This is a genomic window from Oceanospirillum sediminis, from assembly GCF_014164585.1.
GTDB classification, from domain to species: domain Bacteria; phylum Pseudomonadota; class Gammaproteobacteria; order Pseudomonadales; family Halomonadaceae; genus Oceanospirillum; species Oceanospirillum sediminis.
Genome location: NZ_JACJFM010000007.1, coordinates 1 through 19,499 on the forward strand (window position 1 = coordinate 1; position 19,499 = coordinate 19,499).

Sequence of the window (19,499 nt, forward strand, 5' to 3'; positions counted from 1 at the left end):
AAGGTTAAGGGCCTATGAGGATGACGTTCTAAGATTTTTGAACGTATCTGAAGTCCCTTTCACCAACAATCAGGGCGAAAATGATATCAGGATGACGAAAGTGCATCAGAAGATATCAGGTTGCTTCCGTAGTCATCAGGGAGCGGAACAGTTCTGCCTGATTCGCAGCTATCTTTCCTCATGCCGTAAACAATCGGTATCAGCAAGTAATGCCTTAACCCTGTTATTTTGTGGGCAGCTGCCAGATATCTTTGACCGGGCAGCTGAATAGTTACATTTGCTGAATAAAAAGCACCCGCCTGATCATCAGACCTCGCGGAATAAAAGACATTCGGCAGAGCAAAGTGATTCTGGCCTGCACACCGTGCTTCAGCTGGAAAACAGTCTGGATGATGCCCTGTTAATGAAGTCACCATTGCGGATTCAGGAGGAGTATCTGCATCGCTTTACCACGGCAACGCCGTTTCAGCCGGAGCGATGTGAGAGCTTTCCTGCCCGGCGGGTCACCACCAGTTTGTCGTGGCAGGATATTGTCTTGCCGGATAAGGTGATGGATCAGGTGCTGGAGATTCAGGACTGGATTCAGCACGGTGCTGTTTTATTGAATGACTGGGGCATGGCGGATCGTATTCGTCCGGGGTATCGGGCGTTATTTTATGGCCCGCCAGGTACGGGTAAAACCTTAACCGCCTGTTTGCTGGGTAATGCCACCGGGCGGGATGTGTATAAGGTGGATCTGTCGCTGATTGTGTCTAAGTACATTGGTGAAACAGAGAAAAACCTGGAAAAAGTCTTTTCTCTGGCTATGGATAAAGACTGGATTCTGTTCTTTGATGAAGCCGATGCCTTGTTTGGCAAACGGGTAGAAGCGGCCGGAGCCAATGATCAGTTTGCCAATCAGAATGTGGCTTACCTGCTGCAGCGAATTGAGCAGTTTAATGGCATTGTGATTCTGGCTTCGAACCTGAAAGATAATCTGGATGAAGCCTTTAACCGTCGCTTTGAGTCGATGATTTACTTCCCGTTGCCGTCAACGGAGCAGCGCCTCAGTTTGTGGCAGCAGGGTTTTTCTGCCCGGTGCAGGTTAGAGCCTGAAGTAGATTTATCCCATATCGCGACGGAGCATGTGTTGTCTGGTGCTGAAATTATTAATGTGATTCGTTACGCCTCGCTGAAAGCCATTTGCCGTCATAGCGATCTGATTCTGGAGCAGGATCTGCAGGAGGGAATTCAACGGGAGCAGCAGAAAGCAGCAGGTATACCATCTCAACGGGAACAACAGCGGGCAGCGATTTTCAGTTAATGTGCTGATCCAACGATGGGGACAAGGGTGCCGGTAAGACACCCGTGTACTCTAAAGATCGTTATGGGCTTTTTCGGAGTCAAACACCTGTTCCAGGGTTTGTGCTGTCAGAATATGATCACGTCCAATTGCCTGATTCAGCTTATCGCCCAATAACCAGGCTTGTTCTTCACTGGCTTCATGCCAGTCTTGCGGTAACTTCATACAATCCCTCGCTGATCCATACCAATGGATGCATCATCACTCAGAAAAGTCCTGTGGACTCTTCTGTCAAAACCAGCCTCCGATAGTGACGCAACACACCCGATGTGCCACATTCCCTCCACAGAGTGTGGCACGGGTGACGTCTCTTTTATTTGTGCTGCCTGACTGAAAAATAGACGCTTTTTGCATAAAAAACATGAGTCGCGACAAAGGCAAAACAGATTCAAAGACACAATAAGTCGCAAGACCGATGTACGATCTGATCAGGGCTATATAAAAGCGAAAAGTATCAAAGCAAGAAAGTACAGCGATAGGGAACAACAAAGACAAGGAAGAGCATGCAGGTATTTCAGCTCACGCAGCTCTGGTTAAGCCATACCAGAACTGGAGCAACAGCCATGTGGATAAAATAGAATTGTCTTTGAACGGGCTGAATACAGATTACAACGCCAGCTCAACACCTGCAGTCAGGTAATACACATCATCTTTCAGCTGGGTATATTCTGTTTTCAGAACCATATCCTTGCTGATTTTAATGGTCAGGCCGCCACCAAATGACTGACTCTGATCGTTGTAGCGCTCACGCTGCTCACGAGTCAGGCTTTTATCAAAATCGTAGTCGATATCCACATAACCCAGCTTAAAGCTGAAATCGATTAAACGGCCAGCAGGCTGAGTCAGCACCACATAAGCAGCGGTCGATTTGTATTCCGCAGCGCAAGGGGTTTCAACACCAGAAGAATCACTGACACGGGTACGGAAACTTTCAGCATCTGAGTATTCCAGCTGAACAGCCACTCGGGAGTTCAGTTTACGCCCCAGAGTCACAATGCGAGGATCGGCCTGATTGGTCTCAAGACCATCGGCCAGCATAGACCCACCAAATACTCCCAGATAACCTTCGCCTGACACGGCATAAGCATTAACAGACAACGGCAGTAATAAAGCCAGCAAGGCGGTGCTTCGCTTCATAGTTCTACTCCGGAAGTACGTTTTTTGTGAAATGGTTCACATAGCATCGCATATATCAGTACATTTTTCCGCCTCATTGATACATTTTTTTTATTGTTCATAGAAAAAGCTGATATATAGCAAAGGCGATGGTGGAATATTGGTAAGTTTCTGAAAAACAGAGAAGATTCTTGTATCGACTGTCTGCCATCGGTTATGGATAATCAGGAAAATAGCAATCCAGAGGTAAAACCAGGGAAAGAGTTACCGGTTTAATACCTTGAACTAAACTCTGATCCAGTATGTTTTTACCTGCATTTTCCCCTTCATTTCTACCCGCATTTTCTACAGAAAGATAGATCCGTACGAACAGGGTCATCAAAGGTTCATTACTCTGTTTGCACTGTATCAAATGACACTTAGAGCCCGATGAATTATCTTTCATATCAAGCAGATCGCTAAATGAATGATGGTCTTATTCTGCATCAGAACCTCAATCATACTGTCCGATATCATCCCGCATCATCATCGGTTGCGATTACTTTTGTCACCTGAATCCAATTACTGAGTCAAAGATATGGATAACTACAAAAAACTCACCGAACGTTTCCAACAGCTACATCACTACGGCCACCTGCTGAGTATCGCAGGCTGGGATCAGGCGACAATGATGCCTGCCAAAGGTAATGATGCCCGCGCTAATGCTATGGCAGAGCTGGGCGGTTTATGCCACCGTCTGGCTACAGCAGAGGAGGTTGGCGACTGGCTGGCCGCTGCTGAGCAAGAAACGCTGGATAACGAACAGCAGGCTAATCTGCGTGAGATTAAGCGCGATATTGAAAATGCCCGTGCTCTGCCAGAGTCTCTGGTACTGGCAAAAACCAAAGCCGGTTCTAAATGCGAACACGCCTGGCGTACTCAGCGTCAGGAAAACGACTGGGCCGGTTTTGCTGATAACCTGAAAGAGGTCGTTAAACTCAGCCGTGAGGAAGCCCAGTTACGAGCCGAGAAAACGGGCCTGTCACCTTATGATGCGCTGATGGATCTGTATGAGCCGGGTATGCGTTCTGCTGAAGTAGATCGTTTATTCGATGATCTGAGAAGCTGGCTGCCGGATCTGATTCAGACAGTGCAGGATGCACAAAAGTCCCGGCCTGTGGTTGAGCCTCAGGGCCCGTTCAGTGTTGAACAGCAGAAACAGCTGGGCAAACACGCGATGGAGCTGATGGGCTTTGATTTTGAGGCAGGCCGTCTGGATGTCAGCAGCCATCCGTTCTGCGGCGGTGTGCCGGAAGATGTGCGCCTGACCACGCGCTATAACACGGATTCTTTTGCGGAAAGCCTGATGGGGGTTATCCATGAGACCGGCCATGCCCGTTATGAGCAGAATCTGCCTAAAGCCTGGCTGGGTCAGCCGGTGTCAGAAGCCCGTTCGATGGGGATTCACGAAAGCCAGAGTCTGTTCTTTGAGATGCAGATTGGCCGCAGCCGCAGTCTGTTAAAGCATCTGGCACCGCAAATCGCGCTGACCTTTGGCGAACAGGATGCCTTTACTCCAGACAATCTGTATCAGTACTACACCCGTGTAGAGCCTGGTTTTATCCGGGTGGATGCGGACGAAGTGACTTATCCGGCTCATGTGATGCTGCGTTATGAGATCGAAAAGGCACTGGTCGAGGGCGAGATCGAGGTGGATGATATCCCGGATCTGTGGCAGCAGAAGATGCAGTCTTATCTGGGCATCGACACGGCTGGCAACTTTAAAGACGGTTGTATGCAGGATATTCACTGGACCGATGGCAGCTTTGGTTATTTCCCGAGTTACACCCTGGGTGCTATGTATGCGGCACAGTGGTTCCATTGTATTCAGCAGCAGATCAGTGATATGGAAGCTCAGATTGAAGCTGGTGATCTGAGTCAGATCAGCCAGTGGCTGAGTGATAGTATCTGGCAGAAAGCCAGCTTCCTGACCACACCTGAACTGGTACAGGCCGCCAGTGGCGAAGCACTGAACCCTCAGTATTTCCGCCAGCATCTGGAAAACCGCTACCTGCATCAGGTTCGGTAATTAAGGCAGCGCCGGGGTGAGGAATAAGATCTCCACCCCGGCATATTGGTTATATACTGGCAATAATAGCTGTCTGACATTTCACCCTATTGTCAGACAATAAAAGCCTCCCCTGGTAATCAGGAGTTATCGGCCTGCTGGTCAAATGCCGCTTCAGCATCCTGCCAGGCGTCAGCAATAGACTGATAAGCTTCATTAAAACCATCTTTCATCTCTGACCAGGCATCATGGCTGCCTTCCTTCATGCCACCATACCATTCCGCCAGTCTGATTCGATCTTTACGAAGCTCCCTCAACGCCTGTCGACTCTCTGAGCGGACATCTTCGCCAAGTTGATCCCATTGCTGATCAATCCGGTTTTCAAGCTGATCAATTCTGGAATCAATATTTTGTATCGCCTGTTCAGCAGTCTTCAGAGCTTCTTGCTTCTGCTCCCTTGTATAAGCCTGTAACGTTGTAATGACATCTTTAGTTTCCTGTTTTATATCTTTAACCGAGACATCGTCCTGTGCTGCAAGAACCGTTGATGAAATAGAGAAAAGTACAATAAAAGCGGATAAAAAATTGCGATTAAAAAACATAACAACACCTGATAGCTTGCATTTAAATATTGACAATTAACACTGAACAATAAAACTTAACAGTTTATTAAGTTTTATCCTTTTATTGCCAGAAACAAAGCCTGTCAGATACGTCAGTCAAATCGCTCAGATGCAGATTTAATTGCGATAGAAAGGGACTCTCGGGCCAGTTCAACACCTGATTTCATATCATGCCAGGCATCACCACTGGATTGCTTAAGCTGATCAATTTCACTGGAAAGCTTATCACGCTTAGCTTTCAGCTCATCGACCTGTTCGTGAAATTCTTTACTCACAGAGCTATTGGCGGCATCTGCTTTAGCCTTAAGTTGCTCAATATCAGTTTTCCACTCATGCAACTGAGCTTCAATTTTCTTCTGGTAATCCTCTTTAGTACTCATGTTTCAATTAACCCCTTTACCATCATCTTTTTGCAAAGCATGTCAGGTACGTTAACTGAGAATTCACCTTATCGAATAAAAAATGATAAGAAGCTTGTTAAAAAGCATAATAAAACTGAACTCAACTGTCAAATAATAAGAAAAAACCAGAAAACAAAAACATTATAAAAGAGAAATAAAGCATATTAAAAACAACATACAAGCCAATTAAAAACATAACACTCGGATAAATGTTCAGGATTGAATACAATATAGAGAACCTGAAACACCTGGTCGTGGCGGGCTGAATAGCACGGCATACCACAGATAACAATACGAGCAAAGATATGACAAACGCACACCTGTCTGAACTGGCGCCTCAGCCATTATGGTCCTTTTTTAAACTGCTGGCTGATACCCCCCGTCCTTCTGAACACGAAGCCGCTATTGTCGAAAAGCTGGAGCACTGGGCCGACAGCAAAGGCTTTGCTCATGAACGCGATGGTGCGGGCAATCTGCTAATCAGAAAGCCTGCCACAGCCGGATGTGAGCAGCGTCAGACCATCGTCATTCAGGGCCATGTGGATATGGTGGCTCAGGCCAATCAGGATTCTGAGCATAACTTCCTGACCGATTCGATTGCTACTCAGATTCAGGATGGCTGGCTGACGGCTACGGGCACGACACTGGGTGCCGATAACGGTCTGGGCGTGGCAGCCGGTCTGGCGATTCTGGATGCAGACGATATTCAGCATGGTCCGGTTGAATTGCTGCTGACTATCGAAGAAGAAAGCAGTATGCGCGGTGCGCTGGAACTGCGGGAGAACTGGCTTCAGGGTAAATGGCTGCTGAACCTGGATTCTGAAGACCGGGGCGATGTGTACGTGGGCTGTGCCGGTGGTGTGGATGTTAACGTCAATCATCACCTTGCTCTGCAAAGTAACGACAATAGCGCGTTGAAAATCCTGTTTACCGGCCTGCGTGGCGGTCACTCGGGGCTGGATATCGACAAAGGCCGGGGCAATGCCAATCGTCTGCTGATCCGCGCACTGAATGTACTGCAGACCGAATTCAGTTTCCGCCTGGCCAGCTTTAATGGCGGTACACTGCGCAACGCGATTCCACGGGAAGCTGAAGCCGTCATCGCTCTGGCAGCCGAGCAGCAGGATAGCGTTATTGCAGCACTGACTCAGCAAGTTGCTTTATTCAATAAAGAGCTGGCTGAAACGGATCATGAGCTGGTCCTGAAGACTTCCACGGTTCAGGCAGATCTGGCGCTGTCCGATAACGACAGCCGTCAGCTGATCAATGTACTGAATGCAGCACCTTGTGGCGTAGAGCAGATGAGCAACAGCGGTTTTGCCGGTGTGGTGGAAACCTCGAATAATCTGGGTATCGTAACCCTGAAACCCTCAACTCAGTCTTCTGAACAAAGCCCGACACCACAAGCAGATTTCGAAGCCTGCCTGCTGGTGCGTTCCTTAAAAGACAGTGCGACTCAGGCGCTGGCAGAACGGATTCGCAGCTGCTTCCAGCTGATAGGGGCGGATGTCGAATTTGATGGTGCTTATCCAGGCTGGACACCGAATGCGAAATCCGATCTGCTGCAGTATTTCCAGCATTGTCATAAAGAACTGATGGGGCAGGAAGCCCATGTGAAGGTCATTCACGCAGGTCTTGAGTGCGGCATTATCGGTGCGAAATACCCGGCGCTGGATATGATCTCTTTTGGTCCTCTGATTCGTGGCGCACACTCACCGGAAGAACGGGTAGAACTGCAGTCAGTAGAAGAGTTCTGGCAGCTGCTGACCCTGCTGGTTCAGCGTCTGCCCTGAGCCGTTTCTTCTGAGCCGTTTCTTCTGAGCCGTTTCTTCTGAGCCGTTTTTTCAGTCCGAACAAAACAAAACTGGTCGTTACCGTTAAAGCGGATCGTTTGATTAGGCCCCAAAAGCGCAGGGCTATTGCGCTTTTGTCAGATGTTCAATCAGCAACTGGGTAAAACCCGATGGCGGGATTCTGGGGTGATAACACACCTTCAGATCCCGTTTCGCCCAGGGCTCATTCAGTGCCAGAAACACCACATCATCCTGCCGCTGGCGAATCGCTTCTCTGGGCACCAGGCCAATACCGACCCCTGCCGCCACCATACGATAGACCGCTTCAAAGCTTCGCACCTGCACCCGGACATTCAGATGCTGTCCCAGGCTGGCGGCCAGGTTCATAGTAAAGGTATGAATGGCAGATCCGGCGTGCAGCATCACAAAGGGCTGATTCACCACCTCCTGAAAGGCGATCTGCCGCGCCTGTGCCAGAGGATGTGTCCGGGGCGCAATAATCACCAGGAGATCTTCCCGATAGGGCAGCATGACCATATCACTGCGTTCATCCACCTCGGCCACAATCCCCAGATCGGCATCACCTTTGGCGACACCGGCCAGAATATCCAGGCTGGAGTGCTCCTCTAACGTGACGCTCACCTGCGGATGCTGCCCCAGAAACAGTGCCAGATCATCCGGTAGATAACTGTGTGTCGCATGGGTATTAGCCCAGAGCCGCACATGCCCTTGTACCCCTAACGCATGAGGCGCCAGATCCGCATGCATCTGTTCAAGACCGGCGAAGACCTGACGGGCATGGCGCAAAAAAATCTCCCCGGCACGGGTTAACTCGACCCCACGGGCTTTACGCTGCAGCAGCACAGTGCCCAGAGAGTCTTCCAGCACCTTAATGCGATGGCTGGCAGACGACGGAGCAAGAAAGACCTGCTCAGCCCCTCGGGTCAGGTTCTGACACTCCGCAATCGCGATAAAGAGCCTCAGATCAGTCAGATTGTATTTCATAACCAGCGTTCGTATTTTCCGAAGACACAGATGGTAAATCACCAATTCTAACAGAGCAAAGGGCACTCTATGATGCTGATTCCTGGACACTCAACATAAATGCTCAGCCTGATCACTGTCCATCAGCCTCTGTGGAGAACCCTGTTATGCCCTCATCATCTGATACCGATTCACCTTATTCTTCCGGCAATAATCATCTGAAAGATGCTAAACAATCAGCAGAAGAAAGCGCTGAAAAATCAGCGGGGGAATCTGTTAGGTGGCGCTGGTCTGCGTTATCCAGTCAGCATAAGGGGATGGTGCTGGCCGTGTTATCCGCACTAGGGTTTTCCATGAAAGCTATCTTCGTCAAACTGGCTTATCTGGAAGCGCCAGTGGATGCCATCACCCTGTTATCGATCCGCATGTTTTTTGCTCTGCCGATGTTTCTGATCATAGGCTTTACTGCCCTGCGTTCAGGCCCGGCATTGACGCAAAAAGACTGGGGCTGGCTGATTTTCCTGGGCCTGACCGGTTACTACGGCGCATCCATTCTGGATTTTATGGGGCTGGAATATATCTCATCCGGCCTGGAGCGGGTCATTCTGTTTATCTATCCAACGCTAGTGGTGCTGATGGGCGTGGTGTTTCTGGGACAGCGTTTCAACCGGAAAATTCTGTGGGCGCTGTTACTCAGCTATGCTGGCATCGCCCTGGTGTTTTTCAGTGATTTACGCTTTTCGGAACAGAGCAGTGATATCTGGCTGGGTGCCGGGCTGGTGTTTGCGTCCGCCGTATCTTACGCCTGCTATAGCGGTTTATCGGAGAGTACCATTAAACGTCTGGGTGCAATGCGCTTTTCTGTACTGGCGATGATGGTCTCCATCTGTGCCGTACAGGTGCATTACCTGATCGTTCACCCGGTGGCCAATCTGGTACAACCGCTTCCGGTGTATCTGTATGGCCTGGCGATGGCGCTGTTTTCGACTGTTCTGCCTGTATTATTCCAGTCCAGTGCCATTCGCTATATCGGTGCAGCCCGCACCGTACTGATCGGCATGCTGGGCCCGGTGATGACGATTCTGGCAGGCTGGTGGTTGTTATCAGAACAGGTCAGTGCAATTCAGCTGGTGGGTACGGCACTGGTACTGGCGGGGATTTATCAGGTGAAGCATAGCTGATTCAGATAACAGAACGTCTCTGAGATGGATCTTTCCTGATTCGGAATAACCTGGTCATGGCTTTACGAATCAAACAAGTATTTGACAGCGGTTCGTTACTGAATAAAACTTCTTATATAATCAAAATTGATACATAACCTTGCACCCAATTTGATACTTAAGAGGTTACACATGGCAACACATGTCATTCTGGCAGAAAAGACTGTCTCAATCTCTGAGGCCAGAAAAAGTCTGAATGACTATTTTCTGGATGAGCCGGTTGCCGTTCTTTCAAACAATAAGACAGCAGGCTATATGTTGAGCCCAGAGCTTTATGAACGCATGGTGCAGCTCATCGAAACAGCAATGCCTGAGGTGAAGTCCACGTTCCGTCCCAATGCTGACAGAATGGAAACAATCACCCGGCTATGTGAAGAGAAGCTTCTTAATGCAAAACCAGAAGATCTGGATGATTTCTCAGAGTGATAAGGATATTTAAAAGTAAGTTGATTCGGGAAACGATAGATGATTCCGAACTCACTCAACTTGAAATGGATTTCAGACGTTATAAACAGGAAGGTGTTCTGCCTGACCTGTTCAGCCGGGATGTACCGTATGATCATCCCAATATATTGCCGATTCTCAAGCAAGAGGAGGTGAAACACCTTCACTTGCTTGAGCAACCCATTCGCAAGCTCCAGTTTTATCGCACTAGTGATAGCCATCTGGTTTACTGCGAGGGTTTTAGTAATCCGGATATCTATCTTTTCATGGCTCTGTTGAGGCCTGATGCTCATCAACAAGCACGCCAGAATGAAGTGATGTATCAGTTAGGGATTATGGCTCAGAACTTCAGAAACCGCTATTAAGTATCAATGAATCTGTTTCCACTCTGACAAAAGAATTCAGCCAGAGTGGAAATTACAGGAGAAGAATTTCAAGCACTTCTTGCTGGCTCACGATTACCCCAACAACAAACTATCATCACTCAGCTCTTCGCCCTTGTTACGCGAGAACAGCGCCAGCAAATCCGGTACATCCAGACCTTCACGCTCATCGCCCTGCACATCAAAAGCAATATTGCCTTCATGCAGCATCAGAGTTCTGTCACCCACATCCAGTGCCTGGCGCATAGAATGAGTCACCATAAGTGCCGTCAGTTGCTGCTCCGCGATAATGTCACGGGTCAGCTCCAGTACAAACGCAGCAGTTTTAGGGTCCAGTGCAGCAGTGTGCTCATCCAGCAACAGGATCTTCATCGGCTGAAGAGTGGCCATCAGCAGACTGACCGCCTGACGCTGACCACCGGATAGCAGTCCCATGCGATCACCCAGACGTTTCTCTAGCCCTAATCCTAAGCGACTCAGACGCTCCTGAAACAGCTCTTTGTACTCTTTTTTCATTGAACGACTCAGGCCACGACGCTGACCACGCTTCAGTGCCAGTGCCATATTTTCTTCAATGGACAGGGATTCACAGGTGCCTGCCAATGGGTCCTGGAACACCCTGGCCACCAGGCCAGAGCGTTTATTGGTTGGCCAGCGGGTAACATCCTGATCATCAATTGCAATGCTGCCGGTATCCGCCATCACTTCACCGGCCAGAGAGTTCAGAAACGTCGATTTACCCGCGCCATTACTGCCGATCACCGTGACGAACTGACCTTCTGGAATCTGCAGATTAATCCCCCGCAGCGCATGGTTCTCCAGTGGGGTGCCTTTGCCAAAGGTGACGTGCAGCTCTTTTACTTCAATCATGCAGCACCTCCGCTACGCTTCAGCTGTTTCATACGTGGCATCACAATCGCCAGCGTCACCAGTACAGCAGTAATCAGGTTCAGGTCCTGCGCTTGCAGGCCCAATGCATCAGTGTTCAGTGCGACAGCAATCGCCAGACGATACAGAATGGCACCGATCAGACAGGCAAACAGCCAGCGGGCAATCGTGCGGGTCGACATAATCGCTTCACCGCCAATCACAGCAGCAAGGCCCACGACAATGGTTCCCACGCCCATAGTCACATCGGCTGTACCCTGGGTTTGTGCAAACAGAGCACCAGCCAGCCCCACCAGACCATTTGCCAGCGCGACACCCATAATGGTTAACCGGCCAGTATGTACGCCATTGGCGCGAGCCATCTTAGCGTTTACACCGGTGGCCCGCATGGCCAGACCGGTTTCGGAGGTCATAAAACGTACCAGCAGGAAGTACACGACCAGCACGACCAGCGTCAGCAGAATCGGCGAGATCAGGTAGAAGGCAATATCCAGCTCTTCCCACGGCGTCAGTACCGTTTCATCACCCAGCAACGCCACATTAGGTTTACCCATAATGCGCAGATTGATGGAGTAGAGTGCAATCATGGTCAGAATAGAGGCCAGCAGATTCATAATCTGCAGACGCACATTCAGCCAGGCGGTTAATGCCCCGGCCATACAACCCGCCACCATCGCCATAGCGGTGGCCACCCAGGGATTCCAGCCAGATACAATCAGTGTGGCCGCCACCGCAGCGCCCAGGGGAAAACTGCCATCCACGGTCAGATCAGGAAAATCCAGTACCCGGAAAGCGATAAAAACACCAAAGGCCACCAGACCAAATAACAGGCCGGACTCAATGGCTCCGAAAAAGGCTATTGCACTCACGATAATTCCGCTCAATGTTGCCTGGGTTAAAGAGGATCGGAAATCGTTCCGATGAAAACAGTTCTGCCCGTGTGAATATCCAGATCGGTATAACCGGGTGTGGATAACTTAACGGGCAGAACAGAGAGGGAGAGCCAGCGTAATCAGTTACTGACAATACCCTGAGTATTACTTAACGATGGTTTTCGCCTGCTGAATCAGTTCCTGAGGCAGCGTCACGCCCATGCGCTCAGCGGCAGCCGGATTCAGCACCAGCTCCATTTTTTCGATGCCTTCCACCGGGATATTTTTGGTTTTCTCGCCTTTCAGAATACGTTCTACCATCACGCCGGTCTGGCGACCCACCTGGTAGTAGTTAAAACCAACAGCAGCAATCGCACCACGGTTAACCGAATCAGTATCACCTGTGATCACAGGAATATCCGCCTGCTCGGCCACTTTCAGTACCGCTTCCAGAGCGGAGATGACCGTATTGTCGATTGGCAGGTAGATCGCATCCACTTTACCCACCAGCGAACGGGCGGCGGCCAGTACATCGGCAGATTTCGTTGCGGCGGCTTCTACTACCTTCATACCACGCTCAGGTGCGGTTTCATGCACCATTTTTACAGAGCTTACGGAGTTGGCTTCACCTGGATTAAACACTACACCAATGGATTTGGCTGAAGGAACAACTTGCTTCACCAGATCCATATGCTTGCCCATTGGCAGCATATCGGTGGTACCGGTCACCCAACGGCCTGGCTTATCCAGCGCTTTAACCAGCTTAGCGCCAACAGGGTCTGTCACTGCAGAGAAAACTACCGGAATCCCTTTTGCTGATGCCACAGCGGTTTGTGCCGAAGGCGTGGTAATCGCCACGATCACATCAGGGCCGTCACCGGCAAACTTTTTCGCAATCTGAGCCGCAATGGTTGGGTTGCCCTGAGCGCTTTCATAGTTCCACTTCAGGTTATTACCTTCGGTGTAGCCACGCTCTGCCAGCTCATCCTTAACGCCCTGACGAATAGCATCCAGTGACGGGTGCTCAACAATCTGGGTAATGGCAACATAGGATTCAGCCTGAGCAATCAGACTGGTGGTCAGGGTGGCAGCCGCTAGCAGAGAGCCCGCGGCCCATTTTTTAAATTTAGCGTTCAGTTGCATGCTATTCTCCAGCAGGGGATCGGGACGACGCAGACTCTCTGCTCGGGCTGATCCGGTATCCAGTGTTATTATCTTTTAATTGTTAAAACCTGTCGGTTTAAAGGCTGTGCATGATGAGATATCACAGGGATCAGGACAGGTTCAGAGAATCAGCTCAGACATTGTTTCCAAAGCGGTGTATCAATGTACTAGCAGAGTGATACTTTTGTCGGACAAACTATACCGCATATCAGGCCATATTCGAGCACAGAGCAGTAAAAAAACGGCTCTGCTGGTGGAATTTTTCGGAAAATAAATTAAACAGTATGGAAATATCCGTTCAGGAGCAGCTCTGGCTGCTGCTCAGTCAGATCCCGGAAGGGCGTTTTACCACTTATGGTCGTCTGGCAGCGATGCTGCCAGGTGTGCATGCCCGCCAGGTTGCCCGCATTCTGTCTCAGCTTCCGGAAGGCACTCAGCTGCCCTGGCACCGGGTGGTCAACAGTCAGTTTAAGGTATCGGATTTTCATGGCAGTGGCGAACAAAGCGAACGCCTCAGAACAGAAGGCCTGCTGGTATCTGCATCCGGCCGCTTACCTAAGGATAAAGTCTGGCCGGATTCTGTGCTTTAACAGGATCTCGGGGGTGTCTGTAACGCTCAGACACACAGGTGTTACCGGACAGATTTCACCCTCGCGCCATCAGTTTTCATACGACCTTGGTCGATCATACAACAGAAAAAAGCGCATCCTTATTTGCGACAGAATTCGCTATTTATCGTCGCTCTCAGTGTATTTTCGCTCTATTCTGGTAAAAAAATGCCAGAATATGAGCCTGCTTCATTATTAAATGAGTAATTCTTGAACGGATATTACAGTTTCTTGTGGTAACATGATGTCCCTGTTGTTACCGGAAGGTGATAAACGGAGGTTGTTAAAACCCTATTCGACTGTATCTCAGTCAGACACCTCTGCCTGCCAGTACATCTGGTTAAAAATCTCCTGCACAACAGATAGTTCGCTACAGCTTACTTCAGAACGGCAAAATGCCGTGACCGCTAGAGGATTCCAGTACAATGGCTACGACGTCTCTTGACAAGAGCAAGATCAAAATCCTTCTGTTAGAAGGGGTACACCAGTCTGCAGTTGATAACTTCAAGGCAGCCGGTTATACCAACATTGAGTATCATGCCGCGTCACTGCCAGAAGAGCAGTTAAAAGAGTCTATTAAAGATGCCCACTTCATCGGCATCCGTTCCCGCACCCAGCTGACAGAAGACATTTTCTCCGTAGCTGAAAAGCTGGTGGCTGTGGGTTGTTTCTGCATCGGTACCAACCAGGTAGATCTGAGCGCTGCTATGGTTCGTGGTATCACTGTATTTAACGCGCCATACTCCAACACCCGCTCCGTTGCAGAGCTGGTACTGGCAGAAGCCATTATGCTGCTGCGCGGTGTTCCGGAGAAAAATGCAGTCTGTCACCGTGGTGGCTGGCTGAAGTCCGCGAAAAACTCCTTTGAGATCCGTGGTAAAACCCTGGGCATCATCGGTTATGGCAGCATCGGTTCCCAGCTGTCTGTACTGGCAGAATCTCTGGGTATGAAAGTGATCTACTTTGATGTGATTACTAAGCTGCCACTGGGTAATGCTAACCAGGTCGGCTCTATGAAAGAGCTGCTGAATACCTCTGACGTCGTTTCTCTGCATGTACCAGAAACCGCAGCAACCAAATGGATGATGGGTCCTGAGCAGTTTGCTCAGATGAAAGAAGGTTCCATCTTCCTGAATGCTGCTCGTGGTACGGTTGTTGATATTGATGCGCTGGCTGAGGTTGTTCGCAGCGGTAAACTGCTGGGTGCTGCCATTGACGTATTCCCGGTTGAGCCGCGCTCAAACACAGAAGAGTTCGTCTCTCCTCTGCGTGAATTTGACAATGTTATCCTGACACCTCATGTAGGTGGTTCCACTATGGAAGCTCAGGAAAATATCGGTGTCGAAGTGTCTGAGAAAATGATCAAGTACAGCGACAACGGCACCACCACCAGTGCAGTGAATATCCCTGAAGTGGCACTGCCATCTCATCCGGAAAAACACCGTCTGCTGCACCTGCATGAGAACGTACCTGGCGTGATGAGCAACATCAACAAGGTACTGTCTGACAACGGTATCAACATCTCAGGTCAGTACCTGCAGACCAATGATAAAGTCGGATATGTTGTGGTTGATGTGGATAAAGAGTACAGCAACCAGGCACTGGACGCTCTGCGCTCTGTAGAACACACAATCCGTGCCCGTGTTCTGTTCTGATCAGCCTGGCTGACCAAGATGCTTACGCTTTGCAGAAGGCTCGCTCAGGCGGGCCTTTTGCTTATCAACTGTAGTATCAGCCTCTGGCAATCAGGTATTTAACAACGCGCATATCATTCAGCAAACAGTCTCGTTTACGGGTGGACATCACCCGTCAGACATGATGGCAAACGCAGTACAAAACAAACGCCCTGGCCCTTCGCACTGGTGCAGTGAATACTGCCTCTGAGTTTCTGAGTCACCAGATTGTAAATCAGATGTGCGCCCAGACCACTACCGCCATTACCGCGCCTGGTCGTATAGAATGGTTCAAAAATTTTCTGCAGGCCCTGCTCATCCATACCAGCACCATTGTCTCTGTAGGTCAGTATCAGGCTCTGATCCTGTTGCACCACATCAATCTGTATCAGCCCCTGTTCAATATCTTCAAAACCGTGCAGTAAGGAGTTCATCACCAGATTCGTCAGCACCTGAGACAAAGCCCCAGGATAGGATTCCATTTCGATGCTCTCTTCACAGCTCAGGGCAACCTGATGCCTGGTCCGTTTTAGCCTGGGCCGTAAAGAAAACAGCACTTCTTCGATATAGGCTTTCAGGATAAAACGCCGACACTCTTCACTACTCTGATCCACGGCCACTTGTTTAAAACTCTGAATCAGCTGACTGGCTCTCCGGTTGTTGCTGATCAGAATAGACATCGCTTCATCCGCCATCACCAGAAAACCGGTAAAATCATTTTCAGACATCTGGCCTGCCTGATATCTGGCTTTCAGCTTCACCAGGTCATCCTGAATGCCGGAGGCAGCCGTCAGGCAGATACCAATCGGTGTATTAATCTCATGAGCAACCCCCGCTACCAGACCTCCCAGAGAGGACATTTTTTCCGCTTCAACCAGTTGCCCCTGGGCTTCCTTGAGCTGCTCAAGCGTCAGAGAGAGCTTCTGATTAGCCTGTTCCAGTGAGGCAGTTCGCTGCTGAACTCTGAGTTCCAGTTCATCGTTAGCCTGCTGTAGTTTTTTCTGGGCGTCGTTCTTTTCATAAATTTCACAGGTCAGCCTGGATGTATGGCTGCGAATTGCTTTCTGCATATTGAGAAAGCTGCTGGCCAGCTGCCCCAGTTCATCACGCCTGGAATCATCCAGCCATACATTACGGTCACCTTCAGCTACGCTATGTGCAGCCCAGATGAACTGCTGTAGGGGGGTGGCCACATAATATTTCATCACCCAGTAAACTATCGACAGCATAATCAGCAACAAACAGAGTCCCATAAATAGCACGACGCGGGATTTGTTCAATGCCAGATCCGTAATGGCCTGACGAGGATAAGCTGAGACAAAAAACCAGTCCGGTTCAGCTAAATGGCTCATAACCAGAAAATACTCTTCATCCGCCGACTCATAGGCCTGCCAGAGATTGCCCGAAAGGCTACGCTGATAAGCCTCTGTCAACAGCGGAAATCCAGCATCCTGTACGGTCAACTGGCCTTCTCTCAGAAACAGGCGCTCCATCAGATCAGGATGTACAATCACCCGCCCCTGACGAGTAAATACAAAGTTAAATGCTCCAGGGTAATTGTCATTCAGGGTACGCTGAAACAATTCATTCAGATAGAGATCATGCCCTACCGTACCGATCTGCTGCTGATTCAGATATAAAGGCGCAATATTACTGATCAGCCATTTCCGGGATACATTATCGAAATAGACATCGGTCCACAGTGATTGCCCTGACTCATCGGCTGTCAGGGCTGGTGGGGAATCAGATTCCGGGCCATGGAAGTAATTCTGCTGCCGGGTCAGATCCAGACTGGTATCTGCAAACCGCGCCCAGTGCACTTCCGGCCAGAACACCGACATATAGTTCTCCTGCCCTATGATAAACAGATTATGGTATTGCCCATGCCAGGCGGGGCCATACTGATTGGTCAGCTCAGAAAAAATGACCATTTTTTTCTTCAGATCAGACGTCACCGGAGAATCATCATCAATAAAATTGCCGGAATATTCATTCAGATCAGCAAAGCGTTCACTATTTCGCCAGGTACCATCTGTCTCTTTTTGCATCAGGGCAGAAAAGCGCTTCTCATAATCAACCGCTTCCAGACTGTTAAAACGCTGGATAAACTTATCCTGTATCTTAGCCAGGTGATTCTCTGCCTGCTGAAACAGGATACGTTCACGAGCAATACGTTCTTTGACATAAAACTCGATCTGCTCAAGATGCATCTCTTTGGTTGTACTGCGAAAATACTCAAACATCACTAGTACACCAGTGATGATTGCCAGAGAAATAAATGGTGTAATCAGCCACAGCGCCCGGCCCGTAATAGAAACATGCTCTCGCCCGGACATAAAGCTCTTCCCTATTACCTGATATTCTATTTAACTAATAGGCCAGAGAATGAATGAGCTCAAGGAAAGAACGATGTCCCATCGGTCATTCCTGCAAACAGCCAGGTATACGAATGGAAAACAGCACATCGTTCCCGGATTCACTGGCACACTGAAGGCAGACAGATGCCAATCGGTGTATTAACACCATGAGCCACACCGGCTACCAGCACCAGAGAAACAGGCAGATCAGCGCTTTTCGGCCAATTGATGACAATGAATAGTTTTTTCATAGTTAGCACTCAGGCTATGATTCGGGTTCGAGATAAATCGGCTCAGTTTTAAGTAATAGGTGATTACTCATGGAATCTCCAGCCCGGATAGCAGCGGACATCACTTGTCCTTTATGTCAGTCGTCCGAGACACATTTCTGGCATCAGGATAAAAAGCGGAGCTATCAGCACTGCTCACAATGCGATCTGGTTTTTGTCGATAGGTGTCAGCATCTGTCCCATGATGATGAAAAGTCGGTGTATGATCTGCATGAAAATAATGATCAGGACATGGGATACCGGGAGTTTCTGAGTCGCATGGCTGATCCGATCCGGCAACGTGTACCTGCTGGCAGCCTGGGGCTTGATTTTGGCAGTGGTCCGGGCCCGGTACTGGCACAGATGTTCAGAGAAACCGGCTACCGAATGAATACTTTTGATGTGTATTACGCCAACCAGCCTGATGTCATGACACAGCAATACGATTTCATTACCAGTACCGAAGTGTTTGAACATCTGTCTGCTCCTGCACAGGTACTGGAACAACTGTCAGCCATTCTGAAACCGGGAGGCTACTTGGGCATTATGACCAAACGGGTCACCAGCCAGGAAGCTTTTGCCAGCTGGCACTATAAAAATGACCCGACACATATCACTTTTTTTTCTGAAAACAGCTTTCACTGGATCGCCCGGCATTACCGGATGACTCTGGAGGTCATCAGTCAGGATGTCGTCATTCTGCAGAAAAAAACAGACCTTCAGCAGTAACCGATCTCCGAACTTAGCGCAGTGGCACTGCGTACAAAAGTGCCACTGCCTCTGGCAACCTCTTTACCACGACTGTCATACACAATGGACTCTGCGATAATCTGAGTTTTACTGCGATTCACAACCCTGCCAATGGCCTTCAGATAACCCTGACTGACAGGCCTCAGAAAATATGTTGTGAAACTGGAGGTCACCACAAAATAACTCGTCTCCATTGAGTTAGCGGCAAAATAAGCTGCATCATCCAGCGCCTTGAAATATATCGATCCGTGCACCGCACCGGCCGCATGGAAAAAGCTCTCCTGAACATCAAACTGAATCGTTGCCAGTCCCTTTTCCACCTGAATAGAAGGCTGATAAGTATCGTTGCAACGCCCTGATAAATACATATTTTCCAGTTTACTGAAGTGTTCCTGTTTCATTTTTCTGCTCCGTAATTGAACCGTCAGAATCGAGTCACTGACGGGGTATGCCTGCATGATAACCGATATTAAACCTGACGCCTTGTCACCAAACTGACACTGTCATGTCAGGTTTCTGTCATCCCGGATGCCTAGAGTTGCCATAAAAGCGTCGTGTCTGAAGG

General features: G+C 49.2%; 21 protein-coding genes. 10 read left to right on the forward strand and 11 right to left on the reverse strand.

Annotated elements, in window-relative coordinates:
• On the forward strand, positions 1 to 271 hold a 271-nt coding region (locus H4O21_RS07205), incomplete at its 5' end, for an IS66 family transposase (protein ID WP_182808183.1).
• Positions 272 to 277: 6 nt separating this feature from the next.
• Positions 278 to 1,303 carry an ATP-binding protein gene (locus H4O21_RS07210; RefSeq protein ID WP_182808184.1) on the forward strand — a complete coding sequence of 342 codons (1,026 nt, stop codon included), beginning with the start codon at positions 278 to 280 and terminating at the stop codon, positions 1,301 to 1,303.
• A 51-nt stretch (positions 1,304 to 1,354) separates the two neighbouring features.
• On the opposite strand, the gene H4O21_RS07215 is transcribed toward H4O21_RS07210, so the two are convergent.
• Both H4O21_RS07215 and H4O21_RS07220 read right to left on the reverse strand, forming a co-directional pair.
• On the reverse strand, positions 1,355 to 1,507 hold the full coding sequence (locus H4O21_RS07215) for a hypothetical protein (RefSeq protein WP_182808185.1): 153 nt from the start codon (positions 1,505 to 1,507) through the stop codon (positions 1,355 to 1,357).
• 441 nt (positions 1,508 to 1,948) lie between these two features.
• Positions 1,949 to 2,479 carry a hypothetical protein gene (locus H4O21_RS07220; RefSeq protein WP_182808186.1) on the reverse strand — a complete coding sequence of 177 codons (531 nt, stop codon included), beginning with the start codon at positions 2,477 to 2,479 and terminating at the stop codon, positions 1,949 to 1,951.
• A gap of 556 nt (positions 2,480 to 3,035) precedes the next feature.
• Between H4O21_RS07220 and H4O21_RS07225 the strand changes: the two genes are divergently transcribed.
• Positions 3,036 to 4,526, forward strand: a complete 1,491-nt coding sequence (locus H4O21_RS07225; RefSeq protein ID WP_182808187.1) for a carboxypeptidase M32 — start codon at positions 3,036 to 3,038, stop codon at positions 4,524 to 4,526.
• 119 nt (positions 4,527 to 4,645) lie between these two features.
• On the opposite strand, the gene H4O21_RS07230 is transcribed toward H4O21_RS07225, so the two are convergent.
• Together H4O21_RS07230 and H4O21_RS07235 are read right to left on the reverse strand one after the other, a co-directional pair.
• The gene (locus tag H4O21_RS07230) at positions 4,646 to 5,107 is read right to left on the reverse strand and encodes a sll1863 family stress response protein (RefSeq protein ID WP_182808188.1); all 462 of its coding nucleotides are present in this window, start codon (positions 5,105 to 5,107) and stop codon (positions 4,646 to 4,648) included.
• A 113-nt stretch (positions 5,108 to 5,220) separates the two neighbouring features.
• Positions 5,221 to 5,508 carry a sll1863 family stress response protein gene (locus H4O21_RS07235; RefSeq protein WP_182808189.1) on the reverse strand — a complete coding sequence of 96 codons (288 nt, stop codon included), beginning with the start codon at positions 5,506 to 5,508 and terminating at the stop codon, positions 5,221 to 5,223.
• Between the two features lie 326 nt (positions 5,509 to 5,834).
• Here H4O21_RS07235 and H4O21_RS07240 point away from each other — a divergent pair, with 326 nt between their 5' ends.
• Positions 5,835 to 7,322: an aminoacyl-histidine dipeptidase gene (locus H4O21_RS07240; protein ID WP_182808190.1), complete on the forward strand. Its 1,488-nt coding sequence runs from the start codon at positions 5,835 to 5,837 to the stop codon at positions 7,320 to 7,322.
• A 123-nt stretch (positions 7,323 to 7,445) separates the two neighbouring features.
• Here the strand turns inward: H4O21_RS07240 and H4O21_RS07245 are convergent, their stop codons facing one another.
• On the reverse strand, positions 7,446 to 8,327 hold the full coding sequence (locus H4O21_RS07245) for a LysR family transcriptional regulator (protein ID WP_182808191.1): 882 nt from the start codon (positions 8,325 to 8,327) through the stop codon (positions 7,446 to 7,448).
• 146 nt (positions 8,328 to 8,473) lie between these two features.
• Here H4O21_RS07245 and H4O21_RS07250 point away from each other — a divergent pair, with 146 nt between their 5' ends.
• The 3 genes from H4O21_RS07250 (at position 8,474) to H4O21_RS07260 (ending at position 10,335) form a co-directional block, all read left to right on the forward strand.
• Positions 8,474 to 9,487: a DMT family transporter gene (locus tag H4O21_RS07250; RefSeq protein WP_220495553.1), complete on the forward strand. Its 1,014-nt coding sequence runs from the start codon at positions 8,474 to 8,476 to the stop codon at positions 9,485 to 9,487.
• A gap of 171 nt (positions 9,488 to 9,658) precedes the next feature.
• Positions 9,659 to 9,952 carry a type I toxin-antitoxin system antitoxin YafN gene (gene yafN, locus H4O21_RS07255; protein WP_028302502.1) on the forward strand — a complete coding sequence of 98 codons (294 nt, stop codon included), beginning with the start codon at positions 9,659 to 9,661 and terminating at the stop codon, positions 9,950 to 9,952.
• Positions 9,949 to 10,335 (forward strand): type II toxin-antitoxin system YafO family toxin, encoded by a 387-nt coding sequence (locus H4O21_RS07260; RefSeq protein WP_368737530.1) that lies wholly within the window; start codon positions 9,949 to 9,951, stop codon positions 10,333 to 10,335. The genes yafN and H4O21_RS07260 overlap by 4 nt, the downstream gene beginning before the upstream one ends.
• 93 nt (positions 10,336 to 10,428) lie before the next feature.
• Here H4O21_RS07260 and H4O21_RS07265 read toward each other — a convergent pair whose 3' ends face one another.
• The 3 genes from H4O21_RS07265 to H4O21_RS07275 form a co-directional block, all read right to left on the reverse strand.
• Complete coding sequence (locus tag H4O21_RS07265; protein WP_182808192.1) at positions 10,429 to 11,223, reverse strand: ABC transporter ATP-binding protein; 795 nt, start codon at positions 11,221 to 11,223, stop codon at positions 10,429 to 10,431.
• Complete coding sequence (locus H4O21_RS07270) at positions 11,220 to 12,110, reverse strand: ABC transporter permease (RefSeq protein WP_368737531.1); 891 nt, start codon at positions 12,108 to 12,110, stop codon at positions 11,220 to 11,222. The genes H4O21_RS07265 and H4O21_RS07270 overlap by 4 nt, the downstream gene beginning before the upstream one ends.
• 168 nt (positions 12,111 to 12,278) lie before the next feature.
• Positions 12,279 to 13,256 (reverse strand): ABC transporter substrate-binding protein, encoded by a 978-nt coding sequence (locus tag H4O21_RS07275; protein WP_182808193.1) that lies wholly within the window; start codon positions 13,254 to 13,256, stop codon positions 12,279 to 12,281.
• Between the two features lie 305 nt (positions 13,257 to 13,561).
• Here H4O21_RS07275 and H4O21_RS07280 point away from each other — a divergent pair, with 305 nt between their 5' ends.
• Both H4O21_RS07280 and serA read left to right on the forward strand, forming a co-directional pair.
• Positions 13,562 to 13,867 carry an MGMT family protein gene (locus tag H4O21_RS07280; RefSeq protein ID WP_182808194.1) on the forward strand — a complete coding sequence of 102 codons (306 nt, stop codon included), beginning with the start codon at positions 13,562 to 13,564 and terminating at the stop codon, positions 13,865 to 13,867.
• A gap of 443 nt (positions 13,868 to 14,310) precedes the next feature.
• A complete protein-coding gene (serA, locus tag H4O21_RS07285) occupies positions 14,311 to 15,540 on the forward strand; it encodes a phosphoglycerate dehydrogenase (protein ID WP_182808195.1) in 1,230 nt (409 codons plus the stop codon).
• A gap of 134 nt (positions 15,541 to 15,674) precedes the next feature.
• Here the strand turns inward: serA and H4O21_RS07290 are convergent, their stop codons facing one another.
• On the reverse strand, positions 15,675 to 17,894 hold the full coding sequence (locus H4O21_RS07290) for an ATP-binding protein (RefSeq protein WP_182808196.1): 2,220 nt from the start codon (positions 17,892 to 17,894) through the stop codon (positions 15,675 to 15,677).
• 140 nt (positions 17,895 to 18,034) lie between these two features.
• Entirely contained in the window at positions 18,035 to 18,166 is a 132-nt protein-coding gene (locus H4O21_RS25785; protein ID WP_255487190.1) for a hypothetical protein, read from the reverse strand.
• Between the two features lie 69 nt (positions 18,167 to 18,235).
• Here H4O21_RS25785 and H4O21_RS07295 point away from each other — a divergent pair, with 69 nt between their 5' ends.
• The gene (locus H4O21_RS07295; RefSeq protein WP_182808197.1) at positions 18,236 to 18,913 is read left to right on the forward strand and encodes a class I SAM-dependent methyltransferase; all 678 of its coding nucleotides are present in this window, start codon (positions 18,236 to 18,238) and stop codon (positions 18,911 to 18,913) included.
• On the opposite strand, the gene H4O21_RS07300 is transcribed toward H4O21_RS07295, so the two are convergent.
• On the reverse strand, positions 18,904 to 19,335 hold the full coding sequence (locus tag H4O21_RS07300) for a PaaI family thioesterase (RefSeq protein ID WP_182808198.1): 432 nt from the start codon (positions 19,333 to 19,335) through the stop codon (positions 18,904 to 18,906). The genes H4O21_RS07295 and H4O21_RS07300 overlap by 10 nt on opposite strands.
• Between the last annotated feature and the right edge of the window lie 164 nt (positions 19,336 to 19,499).